This window comes from Bacillus sp. FDAARGOS_1420 (assembly GCF_019344915.1).
Lineage (GTDB): Bacteria > Bacillota > Bacilli > Bacillales > Bacillaceae_G > Bacillus_A > Bacillus_A mycoides.
Genome location: NZ_JAHWJB010000001.1, coordinates 296,889 through 315,338 on the forward strand (window position 1 = coordinate 296,889; position 18,450 = coordinate 315,338).

Here is an 18,450-nt window from a genome sequence, read left to right on the forward strand (position 1 = left end):
GTCATTAATATGAGTACTTGGACACAAATTTATGACCCATTAAACAATATTTGGTTATCTGCACTAATCGCAGCACTTCCAATCTTCTGTTTCATCATTTGTTTAATGGGACTCAAAATGAAAAGTTACATCGCTGGGCTTTATAGTGTGATCGTCGCTATTATTCTTGCTATATTTGTTTATAAAATGCCCGCAACTGTAGCTGTAGCATCTGCCGGATTCGGTGTTTTATCTGGATTTTATCCAATTTGTACTATCGTTATCGCAGCCATTTTCCTTTACAAATTAACTGTTAAAACAGAGCAATTCAACATAATTCGCGATAGTATTTCAAGCATTACGAATGATCAACGTTTACAAGTATTATTAATCGCTTATTCTTTCGGTGCTTTCTTAGAAGGCGCAGCTGGTCTAGGGGTTCCAGTTGCTATTACAGCTGCATTACTTGTAGGTATGGGCTTCAATCCATTAAAAGCAGCAGGTATTTGTTTAGTCGCTAACATCGCTGGTGGCGCTATGGGTGCTATGGGGATTCCAGTTACAGTACCAGCACAATTAACTGAACTTGACGCATTAACTATTGGTCGTCAAACTGTTCTTATTTTACCTTTCATTAGCATTATTTTACCTTTCTTACTTGTTTCAATGGTCGATGGAATTAAAGGTATTAAAGAAACTTGGCAAGGTATTCTTGTAAGTGGTGTTTCTTTCGCAATTACTCAGTTCCTTGTAACTTACTTCTTAGGTGCAGAACTTACTAATATTTTCGCAGCCGTTGTAAGTATGGTCTCTCTGGCATTATTCTTACGTGTTTGGCAGCCAAAATCTTCTGCTAAAGAAGAAAAACAAGAAGAAAAAAAATCTCATACATTCAATCAAATTTTATATGCTTGGTCTCCATTCGTATTCTTAACTGCATTCGTAACAATCTTTAATTTAAAACCGATTAAAGCTTTATTTGCTCCGGATGGTCCATTAGCAAACTTAGTATTTAACATTCAGTTCCCTGGTCTTCATAATATGGTTATGAAAACTACACCAATTACAAAGGCTGATACACCTTTCGCAGCGGTTTTCAAATTCGATGTATTCTCTTCTACAACTACTGCAATTGTATTAGCAATTATTGTTTCACTTATCGTTTACCGCGTAAAAGGTAAAATGGTTAAAGAATTAATAGTAGAAACAATGAAAGAACTAAAAGCTCCAGTATATACAATTTGTAGCGTTATCGCTTTAGCTTACGTAGAGAACTACTCTGGTATGTCATCTACACTTGGACTTGCATTCTCTTCTACTGGTAATGCATTCCCAGTTCTTTCTCCAATCTTAGGATGGATTGGCGTATTCATTACAGGATCAGTAGTATCAAGTGGTTCATTATTCGCACCACTTCAAGCAGTAACTGCAGATCAATTAAACATCGTTCCTTCTACACTCGTTGCATTAAACGTAGTAGGTGGTACAATGGCGAAAATGGTTTCACCACAATCTGTAGCAGTTGCTTGTGCAGCAGTTGGACTAGTTGGTCAAGAATCTGCCTTATTTAAAACAGCAATGAAATACAGTTTAATCTTCTTAGCTGTTATTAGCTTACTTCAATTAAACGCTGTATTTAATATCTTCTAAAAAAAAGCACCGATCCAAATGGATCGGTGCTTTTTACATTACATTTTTTTAGTCTTTAATAAAGAAGCACCAGCAATTTCAGGATGCGTCATTTCGTATGGATCCAAAATAATATCAAGCTCTTCTGCTGTAAGTACACCATGTTCTAAACATAGCTCCCTAACAGACTTTCCTGTCGCAATTGCTTCACGTGCAATGCGAGAAGCTGCTTCATAACCAATATGAGGATTCACTGCTGTAATAACTCCAACACTTTTTTCAACATATTGCTTAAGCAACTCTTCATTCGCTGTAATTCCCTTTATACAGTATTCACGGAATACACGGAAACCGTTATTCATAATACTGATGGATTGAATTAAATTAAATACTAATACCGGCTCCATTACATTTAACTCTAATTGTCCAGCTTCTGACGCTAAGCAAATTGTATGGTCATTTCCAATTACTTGGAAAGCAACTTGGTTAATTACTTCTGCCATAACTGGATTTACTTTACCCGGCATAATAGATGAACCTGGTTGACGAGCTGGTAATTGAATTTCCGCCAACCCAACACGTGGACCAGACGCCATAATACGAAGGTCATTTGCAATTTTAGACATATTCATCATACATACTTTTAGTGCTGCAGATACTTCTGTATATGCATCTGTGTTTTGCGTCGCATCAACTAAGTGCTCTGCACCAACAAGAGGGAAACCACTAAAAGTTCGTAAATGCTTCACAACTTGTTCTATATAAGTAGGGTTTGCATTTAATCCCGTACCGACAGCTGTCGCACCCATATTAACTTCGTATAAATGTTGACGAGACTGTTTAATTCTTTTTATATCACGCTCTAGCACTCTGCTATATGCTTCAAATTCTTGTCCAAGGCGAATTGGAACTGCATCTTGCAAATGCGTACGCCCCATTTTAATAACGTGATCAAACTCTTTTGCTTTATCATGAAAAGCAGAGTGAAGTTCTTCCATTGTAACAAGAAGTTCTTCCAGCATCATAAGAGTTGCTATATGAATCCCAGTTGGGAACGCATCATTTGTTGATTGAGCCATGTTCACATGAGTGTTTGGGCTAATTTTCGCATATTCACCTTTTTCGTATCCCATACGCTCTAGCGCTCTATTAGCAATTACTTCATTAGTATTCATATTAATTGAAGTCCCTGCTCCGCCTTGAATCGGGTCTACGATAAATTGATCATGGAACTTTCCATCAACAATCTCTTGTGCCGCTTCTGCAATTTCTTGTCCGATATCTTTAGCTAAGTAACCTGTATCTATATTCGCAAGCGCTGCCGCTTTTTTTACAATTGCCATTGCCGTAATGAGTGACGGATGAATGCGGTATCCTGTAATAGGAAAGTTTTCTACGGCACGTAATGTTTGTACACCATAATAAGCTACACTCGGTACTTCCTTTTCACCTAAAAAATCTTTTTCTATACGTATATCCTTCGTTGCTATCATTTTTCATCACCTATACTTTTCATTCTAAATCCTTATCTAAAGAATTCGCCCTATAAAATACGAGTATCATTAAATGAATTCTTCAGTATCCACTTTCACTATATAGCACCTTTTTTGAAAGCGCAAACATTTATTTTTCTATATATACTTTTTATTAAAGTTTATATAATAGAAAATCCATTCATTCTTCTACTTTCTTTATTTCAACTCGCTTAATTTGATGCATATCCTTTTCAAGAACTTTAAAAGAAAAGCCGTGTTTTTCAATAATATCTCCTTCAGCAACGATTTGCTTTTGTACCATAATCCAGCCACCAATTGTATCTACATCATCAGCGATTAAGTGTATGCCAAATAAATCATTTACTTCACTAATAAGCACTTTTCCCTCTACGATTTTACACCCTTCACTTATATGCTCTATAGGCGGGTGTTCATCTTCATCGTATTCATCTCGGATTTCTCCAACAATTTCTTCTAAAATATCTTCTAGTGTAACGATCCCCGCTGTACCACCATATTCATCATATAATACAGCTAATGGAATTCGTTTTCTTTGCATTTGTAATAGCAAATCATGAATAGGGATATTTTCTAACACTTCAATAACTGGTCTTGTATATGGCGTAATCGAGCACCCCTCGTCTCGATTACCATCCATATAACGAATAAATAAATCCTTTACATTAACCATCCCAATAATTTCATCTTTATCTTCACCAAATACGGGATATCTCGTGTACTTTTCTTGTGCGATTATTTTAATATGTGTTTCAAATGGTTCGTCCTCATATAAACCTACAACTTCCGTACGAGGTACCATAATTTCCTTTGCGACTCTATTATCGAATTCAAAAATATTATTTACATATTTAAATTCCCTTTGATTAATCTCTCCACTCTCATAACTCTCAGATAAGATTAATCGTAATTCTTCCTCCGAATGAGCTACTTCATGTTCAGAAGCCGGATGTAATCCGAATAACCCTGTTACAAGCCTTGCAGAACCATTTAAAGCCCAAATAAACGGATACATTACTCGGTAAAAGTAAATAATTGGCTTCGATAATAATAAGCTAACTTGCTCTGCCCTTTGTATAGCGAGCGTCTTCGGAGCAAGTTCACCAATGACAACATGTAAAAACGTAATAACTGCAAAGGCAATAATAAATGAAACTGTACTTGCAATTGCAGGAGATAAGTGTAGTTTTAAAAACAACGGCTCGAGTATATGTTTTATAGTGGGCTCTCCTAACCACCCAAGCCCTAAAGCAGTAATTGTAATACCTAACTGACATGCTGATAAATACTCATCTAAATTCGAAGTTACTTTTTTAGCTGCCAATGCTCCTCGTCGTTTTTCACTAACGAGTTGATCAATACGACTGCTACGCACCTTAATAATTGCAAACTCAACAGCCACAAAAAATGCTGTTAACGCAATAAGGATGGCTACCATCAGTAATTTTAAAATATCCACATATGTCCTTTAGCTTTCTTAGCTAAAGTTACACCTCCTTTAAAAAAGAAGTTTCACTTTAGTTTCTTCATTTATTTGAAAGCAACCCTATATAAAATTCACCAATTTCAAGCCTCATACAATTCTAAAGGCAAGCCATCAGGATCTTGGAAAAAGACAAATTTTTTATCCGTAATTTCATCCATACGTATCGCTTCAGTCTCCACACCGCATTGTTTTAAATGGTTTACAGCTTCTTCTATATTTGTAACAGCAAATGCTAAATGTCTAAGTCCAGCTGCTTCTGGAAAACTTGGGCGCTTAGGTGGACTAGGAAATGAAAATAATTCAATTTGATACTCTTCCCCTACACATAAATCTAACTTATAAGAATCTCGTTCTTTTCTATATACTTCATTTATCGCTTTAAAACCTAATATCCGAGTATAAAAATCCTTTGACAGTTCATAATTCGAACAAATAATTGCAACGTGGTGCACTCTACATATATTCATGCTCTCTCTATTCCTTTCTTTACCAAAGATGCATATTCTCCCTTAAAATGAAAAACATATATAGCAGAATATCTCTTTTAGGGGGCTTATTATGAAATTTATCACTTTTTTCGTTGGACTTATCGTTGTTTTTCTCCTTGCCTACATCGCTAGTAACAATAAAAAACATATTAAATTCAAGCCAATTTTCATCATGCTTATTATACAGTTAATTTTAACCTATTTATTATTAAATACAGAAATTGGCCTCATCCTTATTACGATAATTTCCAACCTGTTTACAAAGTTACTCGACTATGCTGCATCTGGTATAAATTTTGTATTTGGAGGTCTTGCAAACAAAGGTGAAATGCCATTTTTCCTTAATGTATTATTACCGATTGTGTTTATTTCCGTCTTAATTGGCATATTACAACATTTCAAAATACTACCATTATTTATTCATTGGATTGGTTTCTTTCTTAGCAAAATAAATGGTCTTGGGAAATTAGAATCTTACAATGCCATCGCTTCCGCTATTGTCGGCCAATCAGAAGTTTTTATTACGGTAAAAAAACAATTAGCTCAAATCCCAAAACATCGACTTTATACACTTTGCGCCTCTGCTATGTCTACCGTATCTATGTCCATTGTTGGTGCCTATATGACGATGATCGAACCAAAATATGTAGTAACCGCACTCGTTCTGAACTTATTTAGCGGTTTTATTATCGTACTCATTATTAATCCTTACGACGTTAACGACGACGAAGATATTTTAGAAATAAAAGGTGAAAAGCAAAGTTTTTTTGAAATGCTCGGAGAATACATCCTTGATGGTTTTCGCGTAGCAATTGTCGTCGGCGCTATGCTCATTGGATTCGTCGCATTAATGAGTTGTATTAATGACCTATTCCTCATTATATTCGGCATTACTTTCCAACAACTAATAGGCTATGTATTCGCCCCTATTGCATTTCTTATCGGCGTACCAAGTTCTGAGATTGTCACAGCTGGTAGCATTATGGCAACAAAGCTTGTAACAAATGAATTTGTAGCAATGATGGATCTTAGTAAAATTTCCAGCACTCTCTCTATCCGTACAGTTGGTATTATTTCTGTCTTCCTCGTTTCTTTTGCCAACTTTTCTTCCATTGGAATTATTTCCGGTGCTGTAAAAGGGTTAAACGAAGAACAAGGAAATGTTGTTGCCCGGTTCGGCTTAAAATTACTATACGGAGCTACTCTCGTTAGTATTCTATCTGCAATTATTGTAAGTATTATGTTGTAATTAGGTAAAATTTTATCATTTTCTTATCCTTATCTTTTGTATACAATAACGAATAGATGTCTCATAAATAATCGAGACATCTATTTTTTATACATGTACAATCCATTTTATTTAGCGTAAAATATTTTTTATGTGTTTTAATACGCTTCTAGATATATACACTTTGATAGTTTTAAAGGAGAACAAATGATGAAATCCGACGTTAACAAAAATAATCGAACCACAAAAAAACAATTAAAGAAAAAACGCCTACTTTGGTTCATTCTCATTCCATTACTTATTGTAGCAATGGGAGCAGGAGGCTATTCCTTCCATATATACAGTAAAGCAAAATCTGTCTTAAGCAATGCCTATTCTGAACTCGGCCGGGGAGATAAATCCAGCAAACGTGAAAAAGCTGTTAAACCTATGACTGACAACATTTCTGTCCTTATTATGGGTGTTGATGAAAGTGATATCAGGGAAAAAGGTTACGGAAAAGCAACTCGTACGGATGCATTATTACTTGCAACAATTAATAAAAATGATAAATCAGTTAAACTTGTCAGCATTCCACGTGACTCACGCGTCTACATTAAATCACGTGATAAATATGATAAAATCGCACACGCACACGTATTTGGTGGTGTAGACAGCACAATTGATACAGTAGAAAACTTTTTAGATGTCCCAGTTGATTACTATGTAAAATTTAATTTCAAATCCTTTATCAAGATCGTTGATTCTCTAGGTGGTATAACTGTCGACGTTCCCGTTGAGTTCACAGAACAAAATAGTAGCGACGAAGCAGATGCAATTCACCTCAAAAAAGGACGTCAACATTTAAATGGAGAAGAAGCACTTGCACTAGCTAGAACTCGCCATATTGACAGTGATTATATGCGCGGTCAACGACAACAACTTGTTTTAGAAGCTATTGCTGAGAAAGCACTATCTCTCAATTCCATTAATAAAATCGGAAGCCTATTAGATGCTGTCGATACAGACTTAAAAACAAATTTAACTTTTGATGATATGATGACTATTGCAAAAAATTCAATGGATTCAAATTTAAAAATGGATAAATTGCAAGTGGAAGGTACTGATAAATATATAGGTGGTATTTATTATTACGTTCCAAACGAAAAGAGTGTTAATGATATATCGACAACACTTCAAGAACATCTCGGTGTTACGAATAAAAATGAGCATAAAAAATTATAATAAAAAGGCTGCTAGATTTTTCTAAGCAGCCTTTTTATTATAATTTTCAACATATTTCTCATTCATATTGTGACAAAAAGAGACAATTATTACAGCAGTGTAACATTTTTTATGAAAACATTACACACGTAGTGAAAATAATAGTATACTAGGACGTACATAATGTTATTTTCATCATTTTTATACAAAAAATGTAATACATATATTTATACAAATTTTTCTGGGGGGAAATAAATGAAGCTAAGCAAAATCCTGATCGGTTCCGCTATCGCTGGTGGCATATTACTTTGCGTTGGTGGTGTTGGTGGATATCAATATGTATCCAAATTAAATAATCAACTAAATACAACTGCACTACCAAACACTACATTTGAAGGTATTTCTCTTGATGGAAAAAATAAAGCAGATATTCAAGCCCTTGTTAATCAAAAGGTGAATGAATTAAATCAAAAACCTCTTAACTACGTATTCCAAAATGATAAGCAAAATTACACGTGGAAAGATTTAGGAGTAGATTATAAAGAGAAGGATATTGTCGACAATATCTTTAAAGAACAAGAAGGGAACGTAATGAATCGTTACAACATGCGTAAGCAAGCTGAAAACGGTGAAGTAAAACGTGACTATAAATTAACACCACAATTAAATACAACAACTTATGAAACCTTTATAAAGGATAAATATAATGAAACATTAAAAAATCCTGTCAACGCCGAATTAAGTGTTGAAGGCTCTACAGTAAATATTAGCCAAAGTCAAAATGGGGAAAAAATTGATAAAGGAAAATTAACCGATTTAACAAGCGCAGCTATTACTTCTGGCACATCCGATGTTGTATTACCAGTTACACTAATAAAACCTGAACGTTCTACAGAAGATATACAACAAATGGGGATTAAAGAAGTGATTGCTGAATACTCTACCCCAATGGCTGGCCGTAATGGAAATCAGTCCTATAATGTAAATAAGTCAGCTAATACTTTAAGTGGAGTTATTGTAGCACCTGATGAAACGTTTAGTTTTAATGGCCGTGTTGGCGTAACTGATGCTGCACATGGTTATAAATCCGCAGCAGTATATTCACAAGGTAAAGTTATACAAAGTGCAGGCGGAGGTGTTTGCCAAGTAAGTAGTACTTTATACAGCGCAGCTTTAAGGGCAGATTTAGGAATTGTTTCTCGAAGCAATCATTCTATGCCCGTAAATTATTTACCACTTGGGCAAGATGCAGCAGTAGCAGATTATGGTCCGGATTTAAAATTTAAAAACAATACAGGTAAGCATATTTACATTCAAGCATTTTCAAATGGCGGTAGTATTACTACACGTATTTTCGGTACAAATACTGGTAAAAATGTTGAAGTTTCTTCTCAAGTAGTTAGTAATACTGGTGATAAAATAACAGCGGTTACGTATAAAAAAGTAACACAAAACGGTGAAGTACTCTCAAATGGACAAATTTCAAAAAGCGTATATAAAAGTGCCCCAAAACAATGAGATAATATCAAACGGACAAATTTCAAAAAGCGTATACAAAAAGGCGTGATCTACTCACGCCTTTTTCTTTTGCAATAATAGTAAAAAATTTTCCAGATGATCTTTCGTTTCTTCTAAAGACCACACACGATTGCCTTGCTTCGCAGCTAATACGCACGCTTCTTCCCACGCGTTCTTTTTCTTCATATTTACTAATTCATCGCGTAATTTCAAAACAATCTCTTCGTCCTCTTGCTCTATAAACTCTTCCATCACGCTTACTATTTCATCCTCATGAATACTTAACGTACAGTACGATTTAAGAAAGTATTGTAATGTTGGATACATATATACTCCCCCCTTTATTTATCTGATGGATAAGAAGTAATAATCTTAAATCCTAGATTTCCTGATTTATCTCTCGCTAAAACAGTAACAGTCTTTACTAGCTTGTCTTTTACATTCATATTTTTCTTTATTACTGTTTTTCCAACTGGGAATGAATGGGTTGTATTCAATACAAGACGAGCCTCTTTAGAGTTTTTCAACCAATCCTGAATTTCTTTATCATGTTGTTTTAAACTATCTTTCACAGCCTTTGTCGCTGTTTCCTTATCATAGTATGTACTTGCCGCTGAAACTTTATCTGTCTTCAAACGATTCTTCAAATCCTCTTCCGATTTGCCTACATGCCTTTCAATCGTATGACCATTTTTAGGTGGCCCTTCCATTTCATCTAAAATATTATCACTAATTTTTTCTACTGATGTAGAATGATCCTCTTTTGGTTTTTCTGTTTTTTGTTCTTTTCCTGCACATCCACTTAAAATCAGCATTAGTGCCAATAAACTACTCAAGAACAGACTACTTAATCGTTTCATCGTATCACCTCTTCCATGATTATTATCGTAACTCCACTAAAAGTCAATTTCACAAAGAAAAAACACATACATTTTTTAAATCCTTCAGCTATTTTGTTATATTTACCACTCTATTTTCATCAAACCACTGTTTTTCACCTACTTTAAAATATACCCCTATGATTTTCTAATTATTTCCCGAATTAAAACACCATTCGAAACACTCCGTAAATCCTTTTGTAATAGTATTTATGGAGTGTTTTTCGATAAATTAAAATATACCCCTTATTTTACATACCCAATACCTATATAAGGTATATAAAAGTCGTTTTATCAACACTTTTCTACATTATGTAAATTCCCCCTTGCCTATACAATGGAAATATGGTGTAATGCAAAAAAAGATAAAGGATTTTATAAAATGGTTGAAACAATTCAAAACTTCTTAACAGATTATTATTCGATCGCAATTCCACTTAGTATCTTAATCAACATCATCATCAGTCTTTTAGGTTTTATCCCTAGTATTTTTTTGACCGCTATTAATATACAACTCTTCGGTGTAACAAATGGTACAATCATTTCGATCGCAGGTGAGGCATTAGGGGCTATTATCTCGTTTTATATTTATCGTATAGGCCTTCAAAGGTTCACTCACGATAAAGTAAATAAGTATCCAAAGGTAGAACGCCTTCTTTACGTAGAAGGCAGAGAGGCATTTCTACTCGTCCTATCTTTTCGTTTTATTCCTTTCATTCCGTCCAGTATCGTTACTTTATTTGCAGCTCTAGGCAAGATGTCATTACTCTCTTTCAGTATTGCCAGCACAATAGGGAAACTACCGGCCTTATTGATTGAAGTATATTCTGCATATCATGTCATAAACGGAACAAATGAAGCGAAGTGGATTATAACAATCGCGGGTTGTGTTGGATTATTTTATTTGTGGAAAAAATGGAGAAAAAAATAAAGAAGGAGCCTATGCTCCTTCTTTATTTTTGAGGTATTTTATTAATAACTATCCCTTAAAGCCTTAGTTTACACCAACAGCACTAAATGATTGCTTAACTGCTGCTACTTCTGCAGAGCTAGCACCATATAAATCAGCTGCAGCTTGTACTGCACCAGCACGAGCTTGACTAAATGTAGTAGATTGCGTGAAATACTGTGTATTTGCACGGTAGTAAATCGCACCTAATTTATCTTTACCGATACCAGTTACAGTTACACCAGAATGCGTACCACCATTTGCTAATAAATAAGCTTGTTTGTTAATAATACCACTGTTTGTATGAACGCCACCGTTATCACTTGAACCAGTGTAACGCTTAGAATAATGGTCTGGATCACCATATTTCGTTGGATCACTCATAGAACGCAGTGCATCTCCTGCTTTACCAGGCGTGTAAATATCTTCACCAATCTCCCAATCCGGGTTACGGTTATCATAGAATTCTACTAACGTACCAAAGATATCAGAAATTGCTTCATTTAATGCTCCTGATTCATTTTGATAAATTAAATTCGAGCTATTTTCCGTAACTGCATGCGTTAATTCGTGACCAATTACGTCAATACCACCAGATAATGAAGTGAATGTTACACCATCACCATCTCCGTATACCATTTGTGAACCGTTCCAGAATGCATTATTATACTTACTTCCGTAATGAACAGTTGATTTTAATGGTGCTCCTGCATCATTAATAGAATTTCGGTTAAATGTATCTTTATAGTAATCATATGTTTTACCTGCATAGTAATGAGCATCTACTGCTGCTGCATCATACGCTGCATTGAAAACATTATCTGCATCTGCCCATAATGTTCCTGGTAACGTCGAACGATTTTTCGCATCATATGTGAAAATTGTTGCTCCGCGCGTATTATCTTGCAAGTAGTAAGATGATCCAGATAACGTTGTATTAAGCGATTTCGTATCTCCTAATACACCTTTACCAGTTCCTACTTTATTCGTTCCTGTTACAGGCTTTATAACCGCTTTCGCATCCTGTTTAGGAGCATCTTGTTTAACAGGAGACTTATCATCATTTGTTACATGATCAATTGTATTAAACTTATTTAATACTTTACCGCTTTCCGCCTCAATGAAATAGTAGTAATTTCCTGGGCTTGGATCTAAGAAGTTTAGATTTACAACGTATGCATATGTCGTTTCTTCACCGTTTTGATATACATATAAGTCCGCTTTTGGTTCTACCTCATATTTAGGTGTTACTCCTAAATCTTGCTGCGCGATTTCAATTGCTTTTGCGCCTTCAATCTTATTTTTGTTTTTTAACTTTTCCTTTTTGTCTAAATCAGGCGCAACTGTTCCAGACAATACCTTTAAAGAACCATCTTTACTTACGTGAGCTACTTGAGTAGATCCCCATACAGGTACTCCCTCGTAAACTTGTTGCATACGTACTACTGTTGAATCAGTTACAGCGTCTTTTTTCACTTGTTTCACTTTGAAAGAATCTTGCGCACTCTTTTCCCCTAACTTATAATCACCTTTTGCCGCGTTTAAGTAATCAAACACAACAGATTCCGCTTTCTTACCAGTCGCTCCAGTTAGATCACCAGAAATAAACTCAGGTGACTGTACCGTCTCATTGTACTTCTTAGTAGAGAGTACATTTTTAGAATCCGCAAATGCAGAGCCTGTCCCTCCGAACGTAGTAACTGCCATTCCTGTCGCTAACACTAACGCTAAACTCTTTCTTTTCATATAACCTTCCCCCTAATAAAAAATTTTTGAAAAGAGTAATTTCATATTAGCATTATGTTTCCACTATTAATATACTAAAAATTCAATTAATTGTTTTCTCAAGTTTTGTAGAATTTTCGGGAGCAAATATTGAGAAACCCCTTTCCGTTTGGAAAGGGGTTTTTTTGGTTATGAATTAATTTGTTGAACCGTTTTAGCTTGTTGACCAACGATATCAGGTTTACTACTATACTGATGTATTCCTCCAGCAACTGTAAGAGTTACTATAAACGCCAATACTCCAAATACCATCTTTTTCATTTTCACTCCTCCTTATTATCATTCATCAAATCAATAACTAACCTATAATATCGATTACTTTCCTCAAATCTCGATAAACTAGCGAAATGTTCTGCGAGTTCAACGTATACTTTCTTTAATTCTATTTTATTTCCCGCAGATTTATACAAAGGAATAGCCTCATTTTCCAAAAATACTTTATAATCTTTTGCTTCTTCAAAATGTTTATATCTAAGAATTAAAAGCAAATATAACTTTGCATTAAATCTCTCTTCTTGTTTTGCTGCAACAATTCCCTTATCAATCCATTCCTTTGCCTCTTCTAATTCTTCTAATTTAATGCATACTAATGCCAGTTCATATATTGTATCTAGATAGTTTAAATCTACTTGTTTTTGAAGTTGCAGACTATCCAAATAATATTTCTTCGCCTGCTGATATTTGCTTTTTTTATAATATATACTTCCCATATTGCTTAAAGTAATAGCTAAAAGTACATCCTTATCAGCAAAAGATGTGGCCTCCCTCAATATACTCTCATACATTCTTAAGGCCTCTTCATACTGACCTTTTTCTGTGTAACTTACTGCAATAAGTATCTGGCAATTAATTATATTTCTAAACTTATATTCACTACGAAATCCTTCTAATGCTATATTCACAAAATGAATTGCAAGGTGATGAATATCTAAATGAGTATATGCAAGCGCTATATTATAGTACATACCCGTTTCATGATACCCTTGTTCCTTGGCCATTACTTCTGTTTTTAATAAGTGGTCTAGTCCATCCTTCCATCTATACTGCAAACAGCACAATAACCCTCTACTGTACGTATATAATAACTTCTGAAATGGAGAATACTTTTTGTAGACTTTCTTTAATCTCTCTAATTCTTCTTCAATTGCAGATATATCCCTTTTCATAATTAAATAACGTGTATACAGCAGTTTATAATAATTTATAATTTCAAAATCCAACACATGCTTCATTTCACCTTGCAACTCTTCGTATATGCGCTCTACTTGTTGCTTGTCCAAATGAACTAATGCATTCAACCACTCGTCCAACTTCACCTTCACATCTTCTTCTACATCTCTCAAATCCGTCACGGCAATTTCTAGTCTTGTGCAGAGCAATTGTAGAATTTCTTCTGATGCTTCAATCTTTCCATTTTCGATCTTACTTAAGTATGAGACAGAACAAATGCCCTGACATAATTCTTCTTGTGTCATTTTTTGCTGTAGCCGTTTATAAAAAACTTGCTTGCCTATTTTTTCTAATGTTTGTTGCATTGTCCTCCTCCATTCTCATTACCCCCATTACTCTAATAATACATAAAATCTTGAGAAATATAAATTGATAAATGTAAATTTTCTAAAAAATATGCATTATTTCATTTTTTTCTCCCTTGACTTCAATCCCCTATTACTTCTTTGCTACGAAAGGGGGAAAATTGGTATACTATAACCAAATTGCGGAGGTGTTTTCACAATGAATCATTATAAAGACGATAGTTACGCCTTACATACAGATTTATATCAAATCAACATGGCTTATACATATTGGAAAGATGGTATTCATACTCGCCGTTCTGTTTTTGATCTATACTTTCGAAAGCTTCCATTCGAAAACGGCTATGCTGTTTTTGCTGGTCTTGAAAAAATTGTAGAGTACATAGAAAATTTCAGCTTTACCGAAAGTGACATCGCTTATTTAGCAGAGCTGCAATTTGAAGAAGACTTCCTTCATTATTTACAAAACATGAAATTTACTGGCACGATTCGTAGTATGCAAGAAGGCGAAGTTGTTTTTAATAACGAACCATTATTACGTGTTGATGCACCGCTTGGCGAGGCACAAATAATTGAAACTGCCCTCTTAAATATTGTAAATTACCAAACATTAATTGCTACAAAAGCTGCACGTATGAAGCACGCTGCAAATAATGATGAGCTTTTAGAGTTCGGTACAAGACGCGCTCATGAGTTTGATGCTGCCCTTTGGGGAACACGAGCTGCCTTTATTGGTGGGTTTTCATCTACAAGTAACGTTCGCGCAGGGAAACGCTTTGGCATCCCTGTAGCTGGCACACATGCCCATTCTTTCGTTCAAGCATATCGCGATGAATATGTTGCATTTAAAAAATATGCTGAAACACATAAAAAATGTGTATTTCTTGTCGATACATACGACACATTAAAATCTGGTGTTCCAAATGCGATTCGTGTTGCAAAAGAGTTCGGGGATCGTATCGATTTTTATGGCATTCGCCTTGATAGTGGTGATATGGCATATTTATCAAAGGAGGCCAGAAAACAACTTGATGCAGCTGGATTTACAAACACAAAAATTATCGCTTCTAGCGATTTAGATGAATATACGATTATGCACTTGAAATCTCAAGGGGCAAAAATTGATGTATGGGGTGTTGGTACAAAACTGATTACATCCTTTGAGCAGCCAGCATTAGGGGCCGTTTATAAACTAGTCGCTATTGAAGATACTGACGGAAAATTAAATGATACGATTAAGATTTCATCTAATCCTGAAAAAATTACAACCCCAGGACTTAAACGAATTTATCGTATTATTAACCGTGTTAACGATCATGCAGAGGGCGATTATATTGCTTTAGAGTCAGAAGAACCCGGAAAAGAAGAGCGTTTAAAAATGTTTCATCCAGTTCATACATATATAAGTAAATTCGTAACAAGCTTTGAAGCACGCGAACTGCATCAAGATATTTTCATTAACGGTAACAGAGCGTATGAATTACCTAATATATTAGAGATTCAAAAGTATAATGAACGCAGCCTCTCACTATTTTGGGAAGAGTATATGCGAACTTTAAACCCAGAAGAGTACCCTGTCGATTTAAGCCAAGAATGTTGGGATCATAAAATGAATTATATTCAAACTGTTCGAGAACAAGTTGAAAAAAACATACAAAAATAAAGTGAAGCTTTAATCAGTGGGGTTTTGTCCCTCCCCCACTTCTCCATTTTTCAATACTATATAGATATTTGTAAAAAATATATTAAAATAATAAGAAGAATGTTGTTTTTTTGAAATTTTATATATTACATTATTTAAAAACAAAATAATATTTGATATTATTTTCTTGAGTCCATTTCAACAAAATAACCAATAAAAAAGAGGACGCAATTGCGTCCTCTTTTTTATAAATCTTTTACTCTTAGTACACGCATTGCATTTAATACTGCAAGTAACGTCACACCAACATCTGAGAAGACTGCTTCCCACATTGTTGCAATACCAAAGGCACCGAGTAATAACACTAACCCCTTTACCCCTAATGCAAATATAATATTTTTCCATACGATGCTACGTGTACGTTTTGCAATTTTTACTGCTGTCGCAATTTTTGAAGGCTCATCAGTCATAATAACGATGTCAGCAGCTTCAATTGCTGCATCTGATCCTAAACCGCCCATCGCAATACCAACGTCTGCCCTTGCTAGTACTGGCGTATCATTAATACCATCACCGACAAATGCAATCTTTTCTTTACCGCGTTTTGCTGCATCAATTTTTTCGATTTCTTCTACTTTTTGGTGTGGTAATAATTCGGCATGGACTTCATCTAAACCTAATTCTTTACCAACAGCTTCACCAACTGATTTTGCATCACCAGTTAACATAACTGTCTTCTTAATACCTAGTTCTTTTAACTTTTGAATTGCTTGTTTTGAATCCTCTTTTACCTCATCAGAGATAACGATATAACCTGCATATTTACCATCTACAGCAACATGAACTAGTGTACCTACTGTATTTGGTTGCTTAAATGTAATGTTTTCTTTGCTCATTAATTTAGCATTACCTGCGAAAATTTCTTTTCCTTGTACTTTTACAACCGTACCATGACCAGAAATTTCACTATAGTCTTCAATAGCATTTTCATCGATTGATTTTCCATATGCATTTCGAATAGATTGTGCAATCGGATGATTTGAATATACTTCTGCAAATGCTGCATATTCTAATAGCTCTTCAGCTGTGATACCTTCACTAGGCTCCATCTTCGTAACTTTAAAGACACCTTTTGTTAATGTTCCTGTTTTATCAAAAACGATATATTTCACATCATTCAATGCTTCTAAATAGTTACTTCCTTTTACTAAAATACCACTTTTAGATGCCCCACCAATACCGCCAAAGAATCCAAGAGGAATCGATACAACGAGCGCACATGGACAAGAGATTACTAAGAACACTAAAGCTCTATAAATCCAATCGGAGAATGTAGCACCCTCTAAAATAAGTGGTGGAATAAATGCCATTATTGCTGCTGTTATAACTACAACAGGAGTATAATAACGTGCAAACTTCGTAATAAAGTTTTCTGTTGGCGCTTTTTTGCTACTTGCATTTTGTACTAAGTCTAAAATTTTCGATACAGTGGATTCACCGAACTCTTTTGTAACTTCGACAATTAATACACCATTTTGGTTTACAAAACCACTTAATACGTCATTACCAACTTCTACTTCCCTCGGTACAGACTCACCTGTTAACGCTGAAGTATCCATCATTGATGTTCCCTCAACTACTTTCCCGTCTAACGGTACTTTTTCACCTGGTTTTACGATAATATACTCACCAATTTGCACATCTTCTGGTGATACTTGTTTCGTTTCGTTTCCAACTTTCACATTCGCATAGTCAGGACGAATATCCATTAATGACGTAATTGATTTTCGAGAACGATTTACTGCAATACTTTGGAACAGTTCCCCTACTTGGTAAAATAGCATAACTGCTACCGCTTCTGGATATTGTTGAATCGCGAAAGCTCCTAAAGTTGCAATTGCCATTAAAAAGTTTTCATCGAACACTTGGCCACGAGTTATGTTTCTTGCCGCTCTCCAAACGATATCTCCACCTATTAATAAATAAGCAAGGACGAATAATGGAATTGTTATCATTTGCGGTAATCCGGCTAATGCAGCAATTCCTGTCAAAATTCCACCGACTACTAATCGTCCTATCATCTTTTTCACATTACCATCACCATGATCATGGTCGTGTCCTTTTTCCTCTTCACGAACAACTTTTACATCAGGCTCTAACTTTTGAACAACATTTTTTATATTTTGTACAGTCGATTCAAGTTCTCGTTTATTTGCAACTTCTACTCGTAATTTCTTTGATACGAAATCAACAGTCGCTTCTGAAACCGTTGGCATTTCCTTTACCTTATTTTCAATCTTCATTGCACAATTTGCACAGTCTAAGCCTTCTAATACAAATACTTCTTTTACTGATTTTGTTTTTTGCTCTTCTTGTACTTTAATATGCGGCTCTAATTTTGTAACAAGTTGCTTCGCTTCCGTAACAACTTGATTTTCTTTATTTTGCGGTGTTTCTAAAAGCATCGTTTTTGTTGCAAAGTTTACGGAACAAGATGTTACCCCTTCTATATTCCCAACACCTTTTTCAATTTTCATTGCACAATTTGCACAATCTAAACCTTCTAGCATAAGTTTCTTTTTCACTAATGCTTCTGCCATCGTTCTCCCTCCTCGC

The 18,450-nt window shown here is 35.0% G+C and carries 15 protein-coding genes; 6 read left to right on the top strand and 9 right to left on the bottom strand.

Going from position 1 to position 18,450, the window contains the following annotated elements; translation table 11 throughout:
* Positions 1 to 9: 9 nt before the first annotated feature.
* Entirely contained in the window at positions 10 to 1,629 is a 1,620-nt protein-coding gene (locus I6L50_RS01725; protein ID WP_098635241.1) for a lactate permease LctP family transporter, read from the top strand.
* 38 nt (positions 1,630 to 1,667) lie between these two features.
* On the opposite strand, the gene aspA is transcribed toward I6L50_RS01725, so the two are convergent.
* From aspA to gloA2, 3 genes are all read right to left on the bottom strand, one after another.
* Positions 1,668 to 3,101: an aspartate ammonia-lyase gene (aspA, locus tag I6L50_RS01730; RefSeq protein ID WP_002029742.1), complete on the bottom strand. Its 1,434-nt coding sequence runs from the start codon at positions 3,099 to 3,101 to the stop codon at positions 1,668 to 1,670.
* Between the two features lie 181 nt (positions 3,102 to 3,282).
* The gene (locus I6L50_RS01735) at positions 3,283 to 4,581 is read right to left on the bottom strand and encodes a hemolysin family protein (RefSeq protein WP_016093357.1); all 1,299 of its coding nucleotides are present in this window, start codon (positions 4,579 to 4,581) and stop codon (positions 3,283 to 3,285) included.
* Between the two features lie 107 nt (positions 4,582 to 4,688).
* A complete protein-coding gene (gloA2, locus tag I6L50_RS01740) occupies positions 4,689 to 5,075 on the bottom strand; it encodes an SMU1112c/YaeR family gloxylase I-like metalloprotein (RefSeq protein ID WP_060751662.1) in 387 nt (128 codons plus the stop codon).
* Between the two features lie 91 nt (positions 5,076 to 5,166).
* Between gloA2 and I6L50_RS01745 the strand changes: the two genes are divergently transcribed.
* The 3 genes from I6L50_RS01745 to I6L50_RS01755 all read left to right on the top strand — a co-directional run bounded on the left by I6L50_RS01745 (position 5,167) and on the right by I6L50_RS01755 (position 9,045).
* Positions 5,167 to 6,345, top strand: coding sequence for a NupC/NupG family nucleoside CNT transporter (locus I6L50_RS01745; RefSeq protein ID WP_113937884.1), 1,179 nt, complete (start codon positions 5,167 to 5,169; stop codon positions 6,343 to 6,345).
* 186 nt (positions 6,346 to 6,531) lie between these two features.
* The gene (locus I6L50_RS01750) at positions 6,532 to 7,548 is read left to right on the top strand and encodes an LCP family protein (protein ID WP_219300243.1); all 1,017 of its coding nucleotides are present in this window, start codon (positions 6,532 to 6,534) and stop codon (positions 7,546 to 7,548) included.
* A gap of 234 nt (positions 7,549 to 7,782) precedes the next feature.
* Complete coding sequence (locus tag I6L50_RS01755) at positions 7,783 to 9,045, top strand: VanW family protein (protein ID WP_219300245.1); 1,263 nt, start codon at positions 7,783 to 7,785, stop codon at positions 9,043 to 9,045.
* Between the two features lie 54 nt (positions 9,046 to 9,099).
* Here I6L50_RS01755 and I6L50_RS01760 read toward each other — a convergent pair whose 3' ends face one another.
* Together I6L50_RS01760 and I6L50_RS01765 are read right to left on the bottom strand one after the other, a co-directional pair.
* Complete coding sequence (locus I6L50_RS01760) at positions 9,100 to 9,372, bottom strand: hypothetical protein (RefSeq protein WP_016097207.1); 273 nt, start codon at positions 9,370 to 9,372, stop codon at positions 9,100 to 9,102.
* Positions 9,373 to 9,386: 14 nt separating this feature from the next.
* Positions 9,387 to 9,905, bottom strand: a complete 519-nt coding sequence (locus tag I6L50_RS01765) for an RNase A-like domain-containing lipoprotein (protein ID WP_002125157.1) — start codon at positions 9,903 to 9,905, stop codon at positions 9,387 to 9,389.
* 400 nt (positions 9,906 to 10,305) lie between these two features.
* Here I6L50_RS01765 and I6L50_RS01770 point away from each other — a divergent pair, with 400 nt between their 5' ends.
* Positions 10,306 to 10,854, top strand: coding sequence for a TVP38/TMEM64 family protein (locus tag I6L50_RS01770; RefSeq protein ID WP_219300247.1), 549 nt, complete (start codon positions 10,306 to 10,308; stop codon positions 10,852 to 10,854).
* 63 nt (positions 10,855 to 10,917) lie between these two features.
* On the opposite strand, the gene I6L50_RS01775 is transcribed toward I6L50_RS01770, so the two are convergent.
* The 3 genes from I6L50_RS01775 to I6L50_RS01785 all read right to left on the bottom strand — a co-directional run bounded on the left by I6L50_RS01775 (position 10,918) and on the right by I6L50_RS01785 (position 14,192).
* On the bottom strand, positions 10,918 to 12,618 hold the full coding sequence (locus tag I6L50_RS01775; protein WP_219300249.1) for a M4 family metallopeptidase: 1,701 nt from the start codon (positions 12,616 to 12,618) through the stop codon (positions 10,918 to 10,920).
* 168 nt (positions 12,619 to 12,786) lie between these two features.
* Entirely contained in the window at positions 12,787 to 12,918 is a 132-nt protein-coding gene (gene nprX / locus I6L50_RS01780; RefSeq protein WP_002174820.1) for a quorum-signaling peptide NprX, read from the bottom strand.
* Between the two features lie 2 nt (positions 12,919 to 12,920).
* Positions 12,921 to 14,192 (bottom strand): tetratricopeptide repeat protein, encoded by a 1,272-nt coding sequence (locus I6L50_RS01785; protein WP_016101848.1) that lies wholly within the window; start codon positions 14,190 to 14,192, stop codon positions 12,921 to 12,923.
* Positions 14,193 to 14,391: 199 nt separating this feature from the next.
* Here I6L50_RS01785 and I6L50_RS01790 point away from each other — a divergent pair, with 199 nt between their 5' ends.
* Positions 14,392 to 15,855, top strand: a complete 1,464-nt coding sequence (locus tag I6L50_RS01790; protein ID WP_078178067.1) for a nicotinate phosphoribosyltransferase — start codon at positions 14,392 to 14,394, stop codon at positions 15,853 to 15,855.
* Between the two features lie 224 nt (positions 15,856 to 16,079).
* On the opposite strand, the gene I6L50_RS01795 is transcribed toward I6L50_RS01790, so the two are convergent.
* Positions 16,080 to 18,434 (bottom strand): heavy metal translocating P-type ATPase, encoded by a 2,355-nt coding sequence (locus tag I6L50_RS01795; protein WP_219300251.1) that lies wholly within the window; start codon positions 18,432 to 18,434, stop codon positions 16,080 to 16,082.
* Positions 18,435 to 18,450 lie beyond the last annotated feature (16 nt).